Source organism: Stenotrophomonas sp. KH_036_B, from assembly GCF_057839485.1.
In genome coordinates this window covers 1,066,691-1,080,667 of sequence record NZ_CM174491.1, presented here as the reverse complement: position 1 = coordinate 1,080,667, position 13,977 = coordinate 1,066,691, and the positions used below count along the sequence as shown (strand labels likewise).

Annotated in this window: 14 protein-coding genes; 5 read left to right on the top strand and 9 right to left on the bottom strand. The window is 65.5% G+C overall.

Annotated elements, in window-relative coordinates; genetic code table 11:
* The first annotated feature begins 3 nt into the window (after positions 1 to 3).
* Together AC3ITN_RS04945 and AC3ITN_RS04940 are read left to right on the top strand one after the other, a co-directional pair.
* A complete protein-coding gene (locus tag AC3ITN_RS04945; protein WP_489392225.1) occupies positions 4 to 876 on the top strand; it encodes a hypothetical protein in 873 nt (290 codons plus the stop codon).
* A 161-nt stretch (positions 877 to 1,037) separates the two neighbouring features.
* Positions 1,038 to 2,135 carry a DNA glycosylase AlkZ-like family protein gene (locus AC3ITN_RS04940; protein WP_489392224.1) on the top strand — a complete coding sequence of 366 codons (1,098 nt, stop codon included), beginning with the start codon at positions 1,038 to 1,040 and terminating at the stop codon, positions 2,133 to 2,135.
* Between the two features lie 14 nt (positions 2,136 to 2,149).
* Here AC3ITN_RS04940 and AC3ITN_RS04935 read toward each other — a convergent pair whose 3' ends face one another.
* Positions 2,150 to 3,361, bottom strand: coding sequence for an MFS transporter (locus AC3ITN_RS04935; protein WP_489392223.1), 1,212 nt, complete (start codon positions 3,359 to 3,361; stop codon positions 2,150 to 2,152).
* Between the two features lie 132 nt (positions 3,362 to 3,493).
* Between AC3ITN_RS04935 and AC3ITN_RS04930 the strand changes: the two genes are divergently transcribed.
* On the top strand, positions 3,494 to 4,105 hold the full coding sequence (locus tag AC3ITN_RS04930; RefSeq protein WP_489392222.1) for a TetR/AcrR family transcriptional regulator: 612 nt from the start codon (positions 3,494 to 3,496) through the stop codon (positions 4,103 to 4,105).
* On the opposite strand, the gene AC3ITN_RS04925 is transcribed toward AC3ITN_RS04930, so the two are convergent.
* The 6 genes from AC3ITN_RS04925 to AC3ITN_RS04900 all read right to left on the bottom strand — a co-directional run bounded on the left by AC3ITN_RS04925 (position 4,106) and on the right by AC3ITN_RS04900 (position 9,510).
* Complete coding sequence (locus AC3ITN_RS04925) at positions 4,106 to 6,094, bottom strand: PEP/pyruvate-binding domain-containing protein (RefSeq protein ID WP_489392221.1); 1,989 nt, start codon at positions 6,092 to 6,094, stop codon at positions 4,106 to 4,108.
* Between the two features lie 96 nt (positions 6,095 to 6,190).
* The gene (locus AC3ITN_RS04920; RefSeq protein WP_489392220.1) at positions 6,191 to 6,637 is read right to left on the bottom strand and encodes a lysozyme inhibitor LprI family protein; all 447 of its coding nucleotides are present in this window, start codon (positions 6,635 to 6,637) and stop codon (positions 6,191 to 6,193) included.
* A 223-nt stretch (positions 6,638 to 6,860) separates the two neighbouring features.
* Positions 6,861 to 7,352, bottom strand: a complete 492-nt coding sequence (locus tag AC3ITN_RS04915) for a hypothetical protein (RefSeq protein WP_489392219.1) — start codon at positions 7,350 to 7,352, stop codon at positions 6,861 to 6,863.
* 62 nt (positions 7,353 to 7,414) lie between these two features.
* Positions 7,415 to 8,047 (bottom strand): ATPase, encoded by a 633-nt coding sequence (locus tag AC3ITN_RS04910; protein WP_489392218.1) that lies wholly within the window; start codon positions 8,045 to 8,047, stop codon positions 7,415 to 7,417.
* A gap of 3 nt (positions 8,048 to 8,050) precedes the next feature.
* Positions 8,051 to 8,491: a type II toxin-antitoxin system prevent-host-death family antitoxin gene (locus AC3ITN_RS04905; RefSeq protein WP_489392217.1), complete on the bottom strand. Its 441-nt coding sequence runs from the start codon at positions 8,489 to 8,491 to the stop codon at positions 8,051 to 8,053.
* A gap of 260 nt (positions 8,492 to 8,751) precedes the next feature.
* Positions 8,752 to 9,510 carry a hypothetical protein gene (locus AC3ITN_RS04900; RefSeq protein WP_489392216.1) on the bottom strand — a complete coding sequence of 253 codons (759 nt, stop codon included), beginning with the start codon at positions 9,508 to 9,510 and terminating at the stop codon, positions 8,752 to 8,754.
* Between the two features lie 42 nt (positions 9,511 to 9,552).
* Between AC3ITN_RS04900 and AC3ITN_RS04895 the strand changes: the two genes are divergently transcribed.
* Positions 9,553 to 10,323, top strand: coding sequence for an EAL domain-containing protein (locus AC3ITN_RS04895; RefSeq protein ID WP_489392215.1), 771 nt, complete (start codon positions 9,553 to 9,555; stop codon positions 10,321 to 10,323).
* Between the two features lie 70 nt (positions 10,324 to 10,393).
* On the opposite strand, the gene AC3ITN_RS04890 is transcribed toward AC3ITN_RS04895, so the two are convergent.
* Positions 10,394 to 11,605, bottom strand: coding sequence for a nuclear transport factor 2 family protein (locus tag AC3ITN_RS04890; RefSeq protein ID WP_489392214.1), 1,212 nt, complete (start codon positions 11,603 to 11,605; stop codon positions 10,394 to 10,396).
* A gap of 94 nt (positions 11,606 to 11,699) precedes the next feature.
* A complete protein-coding gene (locus AC3ITN_RS04885) occupies positions 11,700 to 12,752 on the bottom strand; it encodes a helix-turn-helix domain-containing protein (RefSeq protein ID WP_489392213.1) in 1,053 nt (350 codons plus the stop codon).
* Between the two features lie 100 nt (positions 12,753 to 12,852).
* Here AC3ITN_RS04885 and AC3ITN_RS04880 point away from each other — a divergent pair, with 100 nt between their 5' ends.
* On the top strand, positions 12,853 to 13,971 hold the full coding sequence (locus tag AC3ITN_RS04880) for a Kelch repeat-containing protein (protein ID WP_489392212.1): 1,119 nt from the start codon (positions 12,853 to 12,855) through the stop codon (positions 13,969 to 13,971).
* Positions 13,972 to 13,977 lie beyond the last annotated feature (6 nt).

Below are 13,977 nucleotides of genomic sequence, written 5' to 3'. Positions count from 1 at the left end.
CAGATGAGTCGCGCCATCAAGATGCGCAGGGCCGTTGGAACACACGGCACCCTGCACCGCATCGCAGACCTTCAGAAGCGCCATGATACAAAGCAGACGCTGCCCACGCTGTTGTGCGACAGCCCTGGCTGCGGCGCCTCGGTGAAGTTCGTGGCCGAGCACGGCTACATCGGCTTGAACAAGGGCGCCGAGCACCAGCCGGGCTGCCGGTACAACGCCCCCAGCTACCTGCAGTCCCTGCTATCCACGGGTGCCGATCCCGATGTCCTGCTGGCGATGGGGGACGGAAAATACGAGCTGCGGCTGCTGATCCTGCAGCAGGCCCTGAAGCGTGCCGGCGGTGGGGAGCCGGAGGCGAGCCCGCTGGAGGGTTACCTGCGCACCCTCGCCGACCTGCTCGTGCTGGGGGCGATGTGCGAGAGCGACGCTCTGCTCGCGGCGCAGGTGACGCTGCGCCTGGGCAAGAAGAAAGTCGATTGGGACAACTTCTTCCATACGCAGGAGCGCTATGACGCCGCTTGGGAGCGGCTGGGTGCGAGCACGACCGACCTGCCGATGGCATTGGTCGGCACGGTCAGGTCACACCGATCGCCGCAGCCCGGTTCCATGTTCCTCAACTGCGCCCCGAAGTACCAGCAGACCGGCGTGGCCGACCGCCGGGACTTCTATGAAGTCAGCGTGGGGCACGCCGATGCCGCGTGGCTGCAGTCCTTCCCCGTTGGCGCTGAGATCGTGATGTTCGGGCTGTGGCGCCAGGGCAGGAGCAGCACCTCGTCCAGGCCGCATCCCACCGACCCGCGTCGCACCATCACCAGCATTACCCACAAGCTGGCGTTGTGGCCGAGCTTCAAGCAGCAGCTGGCGAGGGTGGAATGAGGCGCGTGCGTGGACAGTCAACGTCCGAAGGGTAGATCAGCACGGCACTTCCTTCGCCAGCGCGCCGTACACCAGCGCCGCCGGAATGACGTAGAGGTTGGATTGCCCATTCAACACAACTCGCCTGCGCGAACCAGATGTGGCTGTGCTTCAATTCCCCCATGGCCAATGAAGTCAGCCTCGACGACCTGCGTCGCCATGCGGTGGCGCGCACCCTGTTCACCCCGACCACGCTGCCGGCGGCGATACGTCGCCTGGGCTTTGTGCAGGCCGACCCCATCCGCGCGCCGGCACGGGCGCAGGATCTGACGCTGCGCCATCGCGTCAAGGGCTACCGCGCCGGCGACCTGGAGCGCTGCTACGCGCGCCTGGCGGTGGACGAGGATTACCTGGTCAACTACGGCTTCCTGCCGCGCGCGCACCTGGCGTTGATCCACCCGCGACAGGCGAAGAATGCCTGGGATGCCGGGACACGGCGCAAGGCCGCCGATGTACTGGCCTTCGTGCGTGAACGCGGCGCGGTGCATCCCCGCGAGGTCGACCAGCACTTCGCGCACGGGCGCGTCACCAACTACTGGGGCGGCTCAAGCAACGCCAGCACGCACCTGCTGGACGGCATGCACTACCGCGGGCTGCTGCGGGTGAAGCGACGCGACAGCGGCACGCGTGTCTACGAACCGGCCATGCACGCCGACCCGGACGAGGGTCCCGCTGCACGCGCGCTGCGCGCCGCGGCCTTGATCGAGCTGGTGGTGCGCAAGTACGCGCCGCTGCCCGCCGCCAGCCTGACCTATCTGGTGCGGTTGCTCGACTACGGCGCACCACATCTCGCTGTGGACACCCGGATAGCGCTGCGACTGGCGCACGAACACCTGGCAAGCTGCCGCATCGATGGCACTACCTGGTACTGGCCCGCCGATGAGAACCCGCGCTCGCGCCGCTACGCCCTCGATGACCAGCTGCGGCTGCTCGCCCCCTTCGACCCCGTGGTGTGGGACCGCAGGCGGTTCACCCTGCTCTGGGACTGGACGTACAAGTTCGAGGCTTACACGCCAGCCGCAAAGCGCCAGTTCGGCTACTACGCGCTGCCGATGCTCTGGCGCGGCCAGGTGATCGGCTGGGGCAACCTTGCGGTGCGTGACGGCCGGCTGGAATCCACGTTCGGCTATGTGGCCGGCAAAGCGCCCAAAGGCACCGGATTCCGCAATGCCCTGGACGACGAACTGGAGCGCATGCGGCAGTTCCTTGCGCCGCGTTGAGGCGGAAACGGGCCCTAGTGACCGGCCACCGCTGAGCGCTCGCCCGCCGCAAACCCATGGCGTCGGGCGCGCCATGCGATGACGAATCCCACCGCCAGCAAGAGCGCCATGGCCGCCGGGAAGGTCTGCGCGCCCCAGCGGTCCAGCAACAGCCCGCCGGCCACGCCACCGCCGGCGATGACGCTGTTCCATGCCACCACGTTTAGCGACAGTGCCACATCGGCGCCTTCGCCTGCACTGTCGGCCAGTGCGGTCTGCAGCAGCGTCGCTGCGCCACCGAAGGTCAGGCCCCATATCGCCACGCACACGTAGACCACGGCCGGCAGCGACTGCAGCACTGCCAGCACCACGCAGATCGCGAAGAACGTCGCCAGCGATACCAGCACGGTACTGCGCAGGTGGCGCTCCACCAGCTTCCCCGTCAAGGCGATGCCTGCCAGCGCCGCCGCACCGAAGATCAACAGCAGCATGTCCACCCGATGGCCCAGCCCCGCGTGTGCGGCGAATGGCGCCACGTAGGTGTACAGAATGTTGTGCGCCAGCATCCACGCCATCACCGTGGCCAGTACGGGACGTACGCCCGGGGTGCCCAGCACCTTGCGCAGCGGCACGCGTTGCGATGGCGATTGCCCGGGGTAGTCGGGCACCTTCACCAGCACCCAGACGATCAGTACCACCGTCAGCGCCGACATGGCCGCAAACGCGGTGCGCCACCCCAGCATGCCGCCCATCCAGGTGCCCAGCGGCACGCCCAGGGACAGCGCAATGGGGGTACCCACCATCGCAATCGCCATGGCCCTGCCCTGCTGTTCCGGCTGGACCATGCGCCGCGCATAGCCGGCAAGCAGGCTCCATGCCAGGCCTGCTGCTGCGCCGGCGAAGAACCGCGCCACGAGGGTCAGCGTGTAGTGGTTGGACAGCGCGGTGACAGAGTTGAACAGCAGGAAGCCGACGATGGTGAGCAGCAGGACGTTGCGCCGCCGCCATTGCTGGGTGGCGATGGTCAGCGGGATTGCCGCCAGCACCGAACCCAATGCGTAGGCGGTGACCGTCTGCCCGGCCAGTGCGGGTGTAACACCAAGACCCTCGGACATATAGGGAAGCAGGCCTGCCGGGAGGGTTTCGGTCACGATGCAGATGAAGCCGGTCATGGCCAGCGCAAGCAGCGCGGTGACCGGCAGCGGCGCAGGGATCGCGCTGTCCGTTGATGCGTTTGAGGAGGTCACACACTGTCCTTCATTGGGGGGAGCCGGGTCGGCAACTACATATATATCGCTCGGTACATATATACGCCCGGCATGCCGTGTGGTCAACCACATGTGTATCGACTAGTATTTATGTAGACATTGGAGACCGCCATGGCACAGATGGGCAGGCCACGCAGCTTCGACCGGGACACGGCGGTCGAGGAGGCACTTCACCTGTTCTGGGAGCAGGGCTACGAATCCACGTCCTTGAGCCAGCTCAAGGCCGCCATCGGCGGCGGCATCACCGCGCCCAGCTTCTATGCCGCGTTCGGCTCCAAGGAGGCGCTCTTCAAGGAGTGCATGGAACGCTATCTGGCAACTTATGCGCAGGTGACCCACTGCCTGTGGGACACGGCACTCGGCCCAAAGCAGGCCATCGAGCTGGCGCTGCGTCGTTCGGCCAGGATGCAGTGCGAGCGCGGCCACCCCAAGGGCTGCATGGTTGCACTGGGCGTGATGAGCGCGCCGTCACCGGAGCTCACGGCACTGTCTGCCCCGCTGACGCGCTCGCGCGCTCACACGCGCGCCGGGATCCGCGCCTGCGTGGAACGCAGCATCGCAAGTGGGGAGCTCGCCCCGGCTACCGACGCACCTTCGCTGGCGTGCGTGTTCGACAGCTTCCTGCTTGGGCTGACCACGCTGGCCAGGGATGGCGTGACCTTCAAGGCGATGGACGCGGCCATCACCCAGGTCATGTGCCTTTGGGACGCTCAGGTCAGCTGACTACCGCGCACTCCCGTCCACGTACGGACGCGACTGCAGGACCAGCACCTCATCGCCCACCACGGCCCACTCGATGTCCTGGTCCACACCGCCCAGCGCCTGCTTGGTACTGGCCCCGATTTTGGCCAGCCGCGCGATCAGCGCGTCGGTCAGCACCTGGCGTGAGCCGGTGATGGGAACTTCGCGGACGCCACCCGCTGCGTTGGTCACCAGCTGGGTATCTTCCGCCGAGCGGCTCAGCACCTGCACCGCCTTGGACCAGGTGGAATACATCACCTGCTCGGCCTGGCGTTTGCCCTCCACCACGCGGATACCCAGCCCACGCTTGGCCGAAATGTAGGTGATGTGGCGGCGCGCCGCATCGAACGGATCGCGGGTGATCATCACGCCCGAACTGTCCGACGGCGCGGCAACCTGCACCAGCACCGCCATGGCTACCGCGTCCTGCCCCAGCCCGGCCGCCGTGCGTGCCTCGTACGCCTCGAAGTTGTACACCGACGCCCACACCGTCTGCACGGCCTTGGCCACCGCATCGGCGCGGGTCACGTTGGGCACGGTGGTGTACAGACCGGCGCCACTGAAGCCGGGCAGATCCTCGGAGTTGGACGAGCTGCGCACGAATACCCCGGCACCCTTGAGCTGCGCCTGCCACTGCGACTCCAGCGCGCGCACGAATGCGGGATCAGGCGTGGCGTTGGAGATTTCCGCGCGCAGCGCGGCCAGTGCGTCACGGCGGATGTTCGGGTCGCTGCTGAAGCCCGGCCGGCGCTGCAGGTCCTGCAGGCGCTGCGGAATATGCAGGCGCTGCGTCATCGCCTGATAGTGCGAGAACGGAATGCAGAAACCATCGGGTACCCGCGCGGCCGGTGGCAGTGCCGCCTTCAGCGTGCCCAGGTTGGCCGCCTTGACGCCACAGTGGCCGCTGTCGCGCGCCCGCAGTGCCACCAGTGGTTTGAGCGCCACCACCGACAGATCCGGGCGTGGCAGGTTGCGTGCCACCGGGCGGACCGTCGCGGCGCCTGGCGTCCTCGGCGGGCGCGCCAGCGGCGTAACCCGGTAGTCGTTATGCGTGACCTCCAGTGCCACCCAGCGCCCGTCGTACTGGCGCAGCGCCGCCACGGCATCGCGCACATAGACGTTGGGAATGCCCCACCCCTTGGCCAGCAGGTTGACGTGCGACAGCAGCGTGGACGGGCGCTGCGTCACCAGCCCCGCCACCGGCGCCAGCGCGATGGGCACCTCGTCCAGTACCGGGATGTCGCGCGGCGACAGCGTGCGCAGTTGCGCCTCGGTGCGCACGATGCGCAGCCGCCCTTCGGCGCGCCCCGTGTTGAGCGGCAGGAAACGCTGCTCGCGCAGCAATGCCTCCTGGGTCACGAACGGCAACCCCGTGGCGCTTGCCACCTGCTCGTGCTGGGTGGAGTTGGTCTTGAAGCGGATCGGCTCGCGGAACGAGGCGTGCAGCACCTGATCGGTCTGCCGCAGCAGGGGACCGGTGAGCGTGTCGCCCTCCCAGAATTCGTAGGTGTAACCCGGCAGGTCACGCTGCCAGCTCAACGTACCGAACAGGAACCGTCGCTGCGGGTCGCGGTACTGCGCATTGAGCGTGGCCTTGTCGAGGGACCGTACCAGCCGCTGGCCGCGCACGAACTGCTCGTGCAGGCCAAAACGAGGCGTATTGATGTAGTAAACGCGCGCGGCGTTCTGCCGGTCGATCACGAAGATCAGGTGGGGCATCTCCAGCGCCGTGCCGGCGTTGTAGACACGGGCAAGCTGCATGAACTGCGCGCGGCTGTCGATGCGCGACAGATAATCCGGGCCGGTCGTGGGTTGCGCGGGGGCGGCGTCACTGCCCGGGCGGTACTCGTACGGCGACGGCTTGCGCGCGGTCTGTGCCAGCGCGGGTGCGGTACACCACAGCAGCATCAGCAGTGCGGTCCACCGCAGCAGCGGCTGTCGCCATGCAAGGTACGTACGGGCTCGGTCCATGATGCCGCTGCGGGAATGAAGTGGGTGGATCATAAGCCAGTCACGCCGGCTTTGGATGCCGCCCACACCCACCGGTGCCGGGAGCGGACGCGGGCTCTACTTGCCGCTCATGGGATACGACCCCGCACAGACATCCCCTTCTTCCGTACCGGCCACCCACGCGTTGAGCTGTTTGACCCTGTCGCGCGTCAGCTGCTCGTACTCATTGCTCTGGCACATAGGAAGAACGCTGCCGTAGTCCGCCGGGCTGGGGTAGCGCGCCGCGATCTGCGCGTCACGGAACGCCACCCAGGCGCGCTGGGCGGCCTTGAATTTCTCAAGGAACACCTTGTCGTCGGCATTGGCGGCCAGCACCTTCGCATAGACCCGGTTGAGCTCGGCGTCAGCGGCTTTTGCACCGTTGCTGGCGCATTGGTTCAGCCCCGCCTGCGACTGGTTGGGGCTGTCACAGGACATCCCATCGGACGTGCGCGGGAGAGCCGCCGCCGCGACTGCAGCGGGATAGGCGCATGCGAGTACGAGAACCGCGAGCAAGACTCTCATCTGGGTAACTCCGGCGGGGTCGCTGTAGCCAGGAATCCGAATGTGCTGAGGGGAGCTTCGGTCGAACCGGGCGATGGCGCTGATCGGCCATACACGGATTAGCGGCGCTATCCGGTGAAATACCCGTGAACCTTCTCCGCCAATGGGCGGCGGCTGGATCCTTCCCGCGCTTGGCTAGCGCATCCCACACGTAGGCCACCAGCAGCTCCCCACCCCGGGTTCTTCAGTCCTCCGCGGGCCGCGCCGCTTCCCCAGTGGGGGAGACGGTGTAGTGGACGACCACGTAAACCGTCCCGCTCGATGAGTGAAAGTCCTCCAGGGCTGCCGCTGCATGGTAGAAGCGGGTTAGCCGAGGCTTCTCACTGTCGGGCGCATCACGCGCCTGCATTTCGAACGTTGCCGGTGCATCTGGCGTGAGCGTATAGCGAACCATGACGCCAAAGCTGGCCGGGCTATCAGCGAATGCAGCCGCCGCCAACGGTTTGATTGCCGCATGAAGCTTCATGAGTTCGTCATGCGCGATGTTGCGCGCGCAGGGATCATCAGGACTGGTGTACTGAAAATCAGCCAGTTCGATGTTGGGTGCCGGCGTTCCTTGGGGCGTGGGCAGATAGATACCGATCGCCTCGCCACAGAATTCTTCACCGCTGCTCGCATGCGCTTGGACGGTCGCGGCAGCGGGTATGAGCAAGGCAAGCGCAAGTGATCTGATCATGGCGGCGTTCGGTCGTCAGGCGGATGGTTGGCTGCAGGAGTTACAAGGAGCGCAGGACATCCTCAAGCAAGCCACGCGGGAGGATGGATTCGCAGCGCGTGTTCCATGATGGGGACTGCCCACGTAGGGGTTGCGACGAGCGCATCCACATCGGCCGGGTAAAGCATGATGCCATGCTCGAGTTCCAGCACTAAGCGAGGCTCGGCGACACCGTCTTCCATCGGGACGCTGTTGTCGTAGAGATGAAGCGTGGTCAGCCCACCCAGTAGCGCGACCAGGTTCTGTCGAGACGTGTCGAAACGCTCCCTGATCTTGTGCTCCGGAATATCGTGTCCGCCCTGAGCTACCCGCTCAGACACCCGCTCGATGTGCAGATCCACATTGGAGAGGCCACAGAACCAGACATGGACCTCATGACTTTCCATGGCCTCACGCAGCAACGCTGGAATAGTAGTGGCGCCCAATGTGGACTCGAAGGCATAGTCCTCGGCGTTGACCATGGCCCGGACAAGCCGGTTCTTGCCCTCCTCCCACGCCTTCGCATTGGCCTCGTGATGCGGGTACCCCGCAGCCTCAAGCTCACGGGTGAATGCGTCGGGATTGAACCATGTCAGCCCTTCCTCCCTCATCCAAGCGCCCAGCAGGGAACTCTTGCCGGCCCCGTTCACGCCCGCGAGGACCAGTATCCTCGGCATGCGTCAGACGGACGGTCCGAGGGTGACCTTTCCACGACGCGCACGCTTGCCTGTCGCAGCACCCAATGACTTGCCATCCTTGAGCTTGGCCAACCGCTGATCGAACGCACTCTGCAGTCGCGCCAGCGCGACTTCCTTGGACGCCATATCGGACGGTGCAGGCCTCCCCGACCCCTTCGGCGTTGATGCCCGTTGCACGAGCGATTCGTATTGCCCTGCCGTAAGTATCACGGCCTCGGTCCGGTGATGGTTGGTCACCGCCACCGCGGCCGCCTTGTTCACTTCCGCCATCACGCCAGGCCATCCGCCTTTCTTGAGCTGACTGGCCGTCATGGTGGGCAGATTCAACAGGTGCACCTCCGTGGCCTTCGACCCCTTCTCCCTCACGGAGGCGAAGGAGCCCGTCTTGGCGTTGCGCCGAAGAGCGGTGTCAGTGGGCTTCATGGCAGCCGACCCGAATGTGGTTGGAAAGGGCATCGTACACCAGTGGGCAAAATGTGCCTTTTTGGCACCGACCTCTACTTTGAACGACAGAGTCAGCCCGATCCATCCGGGTTCAACCTCATGTTTTGTAAGGAAATACCTCGATAACAGGTGCCACCCATGAGCCAAGCCATGGTTGCGCTGGGTTGACGCTATTCGCATGCGCCACCAAGGGCCATCAAACCCGTTCGTCGCCCTGCTTCCTCTCACCTCAGCAGGCGTCAGTCCTCAAACGGCGTATAGATGTAGAACGCCTTGCCGGCGACTGGCTGGATGATCAGCGTGCCACCATCGCCAAACGCGTAGTAGCTCCCGGGTTGGTTGACCGCCGCTTCGATCTGGCGCGACACCTCCCCGTGACGGCGGTGCATGACCCATTCCCGTTGACTGAAGTAACCCGACACCGATAAAGAGCCAGTGTGCGCGTCCAACTGCCAACGCTGGCTGGGTACGATCGGGGTTCGCCGCCAACCACCGTATCGGGAATAGTCCCCCCGCCAACTTTCCAGCCAGGGGTTCTTGTTTGGAGGAAGCGAGGACAGGTACGTCTCCCCGCCGGCAATAACGTTTCTGATGGCCTGACCCGGTAGCGCGTACACACGAACGCCGGCATCGTCCAGCGACCAGTTCGCGCCGCCGTCATAAAGGATGGTGCTTACACCCAGCCCAAGGGGTACGTCCTTCAACTTGGAGGCATGCGACACGATGACGTACGCTGCCAATGGAACCCCGAGCAGGACGAGGACCGATGCCACGAACAGTGGCTTGTGGCGCTGGTAGATCGCGATGAGCCCGGCCAACGCAAGCCCCAGGATCACTGCAATGAACAGCAACGTGGCGTAGACCGTTCCCATGAGCGAGGCATCCGCGCGAAAGTGGATCCACTCTGTCTGCGCCGCTTGAAACCGCGATGGGCTGGCAGTGAAGCGGGCGTGAAGCGGCCCGTAACGCGCTACATCCACATCGCCGTGAGTGGGCATCGGCTATGCTCCCTGCCTTGACCCGAACACGGAATCAGCCGCATGCCTCCCACCGATACGCGCGCCGGATGCGCCCTGTGCCGGGATGCGGATCCGCTGCAGTTCGAATTCAGTTACGCATTCCAGCCTATCGTCGATGTGCATGCACGCAAGGTGTTCGCGCATGAAGCACTGGTGCGCGGCCCGGCGGGCGAACCGGCGAGTTCGGTACTGTCACGCGTCACTGCCGAGAACCGGTATTCGTTCGACCAGGCCTGCCGTGAGAAAGCCATCCGGATCGCAGCTTCGTTGCAGTTGCGCTCCCATCTTTCAATCAACTTTCTGCCCAATGCGATCTACCGGCCCGAGGTGTGCATACGCTCCACGCTTGAGGCCGCCGATCGGCATGGGTTTCCGGTCGATCGCATCATATTTGAAACCGTGGAGGGCGAGCAGGTCAGCGATGGGAAATGGCTGGCGGAGATCCTGAGCGAGTACAAGCGTATCGGCTTCAAGACGGCCATCGATGATTTCGGTGCCGGGTTTGCCGGCCTGAACCTGCTGGCGGATTTCCAACCGGACATCGTCAAACTGGATATGGCCTTGATCCGGGGCATCGACCACAGCCGGTCACGACGCGCGATCGTGGCCGGCGTGGTCTCCATGTGCGAGGCGCTGGCGATAGATGTCATTGCCGAAGGCATCGAGACCGGTGATGAGGCGCACTGCCTGTCCGACCTCGGCATCCGGCTGATGCAGGGCTACTGGTTCGGGCGGCCGCAATTCGAGTCCGCCGTGACCGACGCCGATATCCCCTGGAGCAGATCGACGTAACCCGTCAGGTCCAGACCGTCCAGACCCACCAGCCCTTTTGCGGCCGCGCCATTTCGCCCCCGTCCGCCACTCAGCGACCGGCTTCCACGCCCTGGCGCATCTCGCCACCCCCGGCCTCCAGCCGCTGAATGATCGCAGCCACCACGCCCCGGGTAGATTCCCAGTTCATGCCGGTGATAAGCCGGCCATCGGCTTCCACATGCGCAGTTCCGCGGGCGCCATGGCTGAACTGGCCGCTGCGTTCGCGCAGCCGTTGTTCGATCGAAAACGGGAACGTCTTGTAGTAAGCCGCGCTCATGTCCTCAAATGCATCCGGGTACCCGGTGACACGCTTTCCGCTTACCAGCGCGGAGCCGTCTGACAGGGTCAGGTTCACCAGCCCCGCGCTGCCATGGCACACCGCCGAAACGATGCCGCCCGGTTGCTCGTACATGCGCACCGCCAGCGACTGCAGGCCTGGGTGCTCGGCAACGCCGTACATGGCCGCACTGCCGCCGATGTACATCAGCGCCGCATAATCTGCCGGATTCACCTCGTCGGGCCGGCGCGTGTTGGCCAGCGCCCACATGAAGTCGCTGTCGTAGACCCAGGCCTTGTGCTCGGCGTTGCGGGTATCGATATAGGCCAGCGGCACGGCGCCGCCGTCGGGGCTGACGAACTGAACGCCGTAGCCCGCCTCACGGAAGCCGGCATAGGCATGGATCAGTTCGGAGAAACTGTTGCCGGCGCTGAGCCGGGTGCCGGGCATGGTGTCCACGTTGGACACCACCAGCAGCACCTGGCGGCCATGCGCTGGCGCCGTCTGGCGGGTGGCGGTCTTGCTGATGATCATCCAGTGCCCGCCCAGCTTCTTCAGCAGGAACAGATCGACGAACCGCGCCTGGTCCTTGCCGACCAGAATCTCCGCCTTGGCGGTGGCGATGTTGCCTTCGACCTGGACGCCCAGCAGGCGACCGATACGGCCATTGAACTGCCCCGGGTTGCTGGCAAACCACCCGGCGTACTCGGCGATACCCACCTCGCGCATGCCGTCGGTTCCCTGGCTCAGGTACAGCCGCGCCTCGGGATGGAACGCCCGCCGGAGCTGGTCGTGCTCGTTGTAGGAACTGCCATGCAGATAGTCCTGAATGACGGCAGCGATCTCACCCTCATCCGTCACCGGATTGGCATACGCGAGTTCGCCGAGCAACAGCCCGAGGCAGGCGATGGCGAACCCTCTGATGAGGCGTACTGGCAGTGACAAGGAGCCGGTAGGGGACGGCGTGGGACGCGTTTGCGACATGAGCGGGACTCCGGTGGACAAGTGCCCGGAAGTCTGTCGAATTCCCTTTTGAATCAATATGCTGAAGCGCGTTTGGTGAGTCGCAGAACGCGTTTCAGGAGCCACTCTCCAGGCGCAGTTGGGCCTGCCGCCAGGCGGCGGGCGTGGTTCCTTCCACCTTGCTGAAACTCCGGTGGAAGGTGGACGTGGACAGGAAGCCGGATGCTTCCGCCACTTCCTCCATCGACGCCGCCGCCTGCGCACGCAGCAGCTGCTTGGCGGCCTCGACCCTGATCTGCGCCAGGTACGGCTTGAAGGCGGTCTTGTGGTTGTCGTTGAGCAGCTGCGACAGCCGTGCCGGGGGCATGTTCAGGCGCTTGGCCAGCTTGGCCAGGGTCAAGCCAGCGTCCTTGTACAGGCGCTCGTCGGTCATCAGCGCCTGCAGGGCGCGCAGTGCCGCGTCGGCATCTGTCTGCGCGATCTTGCGGTCCCGATAGGGCTCGGCGGTGGGACGAGGCGTGCGCCAGGCAAGCGCCAGGCTGGTGCTCAGGTACAGCACCAGCGAGAACGACAGCGCGCCGACGATGTACGACGTCAACCCGGCCGTGGCATAGGCCAGCCAGATCACCGCCACGCCCACGATGACCGATGCGACATGGGTGCGGGTCAGCGCGCCGGGCGCCTCGATGCGACCGTGCCTGGACGCGCGTAGGAAAAGCCCAGCGGCCGCCCCCAGGCAGGCCAGCCAGCACACCTGGATGGAAGCCCAGACCGGCCCCGCCCACAGGCTCACATGGTCGGTATAGGGGAAGGCCACGCCGAAGGCGATCGCAAGCACCAGCAGGCCCAGCGCGATGACCGGATCGTTCCAGGTCTGCCGGCGCTCGGGATCAATCCAGGCGCGGACGAAACCGATCAGGCAGACGCCGATGAAGAAACAGGCGGTCAGGCCGACCTGCAGCACCAGCTTGGAGATGTCCGGCCAGAAGTAGAACAGGACAGACTTGCCGGTGCGCAGGCTCAACATCAGCACCACGGCCGCCAGCCAACGCTGCGCCGGCCGGGCCGGTCGTCGCCACAGCAGGTAGACCGCCAACGCCGCCCCATTGAAGACGCCCAGACCGGCGAAGAAGAAGAGCATGTAGGACGCCGGGCCGGTCCCATCCATGTGGTCTCACCTCGAAACGTGGAGGGGCGCCTACGCGCAGCTGAGTTGAACGGGCGAAGTATGCCAGTGTATTGAAGCTGCCCTGCGGCGGCTCATCCAAATGCGCGAAGCAGCCAGCCCGTTCGCCGGCACTGTACAAGCCGCCGCCGGAGAACGATCCTGCCTGGGAGCCCGGCAAGAGGAACTGCGAATGACCTGCAACAAACGCGCACTGCTTTCCCTGCTGCTGTCCGCCGCGTTCGCGCAGACGGCGCCTGCGTGGGCCGACACCGCCCCCCACGCGCACCAGACCGCTGGGCAACCTGGAGCGGCCCAGTGGACACCCATCGCGGCACAGGGTGATCTCGAAGCGCGGCATGAGAGCTCCGCTGCGCTGCTGGGCAACCGGATGTATGTCCTGGGCGGCCGCGGAGAGCGCGCCATGCAGTACCTGGATCTCGGCACCTCCACCTGGCACCCGGCCGCATCCCCGCCGCTGGAGGTACATCATGCGCAGGCCGTGGCCCACGCGGGCAAGGTGTACATCATCAGCGGCTTTACCGGGGGCTTCCCCGATGAGCAGGCGCTGACCCATGTGCTCGTTTACGATCCGGCCGCGGACACCTGGTCGCAGGGCACGGAGATCCCGGCGGAACGTCGCCGGGGCGCTGCTGGCGTCGCCGTGATCGATGGAGTCGCCTACGTGGTCGGCGGAAACACCCAAGGCCACAACGCCGGCTACGTCGCGTGGCTGGATGCGCTGGATCTGACCGACGGCACGTGGACGCGCCTGGCAGACGCGCCACATGCAAGGGACCATTTCCATGCAGCGGTCGTCGGCGGACGTATCTACGTGGCGGGTGGGCGCCAGTCCTCGCACAACACCGGCGAGGCATTCTCGAAGACCGTGTCCCCGGTGGATATCTACGACCCCTCGCAGCGACGATGGATCAACAGCGACATCCGCCTCCCAACGGCACGGGCCGGTTCAACGTCCGTTGAGTGGAATGGCAAGCTGGTCGTACTGGGCGGAGAGAGCGCCAGTCAAACCGCCGCGCATGCGGAGGTGGAAGCGTTGGACGCGACCTCCCGCACCTGGTCAACACTGCCACCGCTTCCAAGGGGTCGCCACGGAACCCAAGCGGTGACGCGCGATGGAAAGCTCTACGTAGCCGCAGGAAGCGGCAACCGGGGCGGCGGCCCGGAACTGAGTGACGTGGTGGTTCTGGAGATGGAATAGAGGGCG

Excerpts from the sequence above, each read along its gene's own strand:
- AC3ITN_RS04945 (WP_489392225.1), top strand. The coding sequence starts at position 4 with ATGAGTCGCGCCATCAAGATGCGCAGGGCCGTTGGAACACACGGCACC.
- AC3ITN_RS04940 (WP_489392224.1), top strand. The coding sequence starts at position 1,038 with ATGGCCAATGAAGTCAGCCTCGACGACCTGCGTCGCCATGCGGTGGCG.
- AC3ITN_RS04930 (WP_489392222.1), top strand. The coding sequence starts at position 3,494 with ATGGCACAGATGGGCAGGCCACGCAGCTTCGACCGGGACACGGCGGTC.
- AC3ITN_RS04925 (WP_489392221.1), bottom strand. The coding sequence starts at position 6,094 with ATGGACCGAGCCCGTACGTACCTTGCATGGCGACAGCCGCTGCTGCGG.
- AC3ITN_RS04920 (WP_489392220.1), bottom strand. The coding sequence starts at position 6,637 with ATGAGAGTCTTGCTCGCGGTTCTCGTACTCGCATGCGCCTATCCCGCT.
- AC3ITN_RS04915 (WP_489392219.1), bottom strand. The coding sequence starts at position 7,352 with ATGATCAGATCACTTGCGCTTGCCTTGCTCATACCCGCTGCCGCGACC.
- AC3ITN_RS04910 (WP_489392218.1), bottom strand. The coding sequence starts at position 8,047 with ATGCCGAGGATACTGGTCCTCGCGGGCGTGAACGGGGCCGGCAAGAGT.
- AC3ITN_RS04905 (WP_489392217.1), bottom strand. The coding sequence starts at position 8,491 with ATGAAGCCCACTGACACCGCTCTTCGGCGCAACGCCAAGACGGGCTCC.
- AC3ITN_RS04900 (WP_489392216.1), bottom strand. The coding sequence starts at position 9,510 with ATGCCCACTCACGGCGATGTGGATGTAGCGCGTTACGGGCCGCTTCAC.
- AC3ITN_RS04895 (WP_489392215.1), top strand. The coding sequence starts at position 9,553 with ATGCCTCCCACCGATACGCGCGCCGGATGCGCCCTGTGCCGGGATGCG.
- AC3ITN_RS04890 (WP_489392214.1), bottom strand. The coding sequence starts at position 11,605 with ATGTCGCAAACGCGTCCCACGCCGTCCCCTACCGGCTCCTTGTCACTG.
- AC3ITN_RS04885 (WP_489392213.1), bottom strand. The coding sequence starts at position 12,752 with ATGGATGGGACCGGCCCGGCGTCCTACATGCTCTTCTTCTTCGCCGGT.
- AC3ITN_RS04880 (WP_489392212.1), top strand. The coding sequence starts at position 12,853 with ATGCGCGAAGCAGCCAGCCCGTTCGCCGGCACTGTACAAGCCGCCGCC.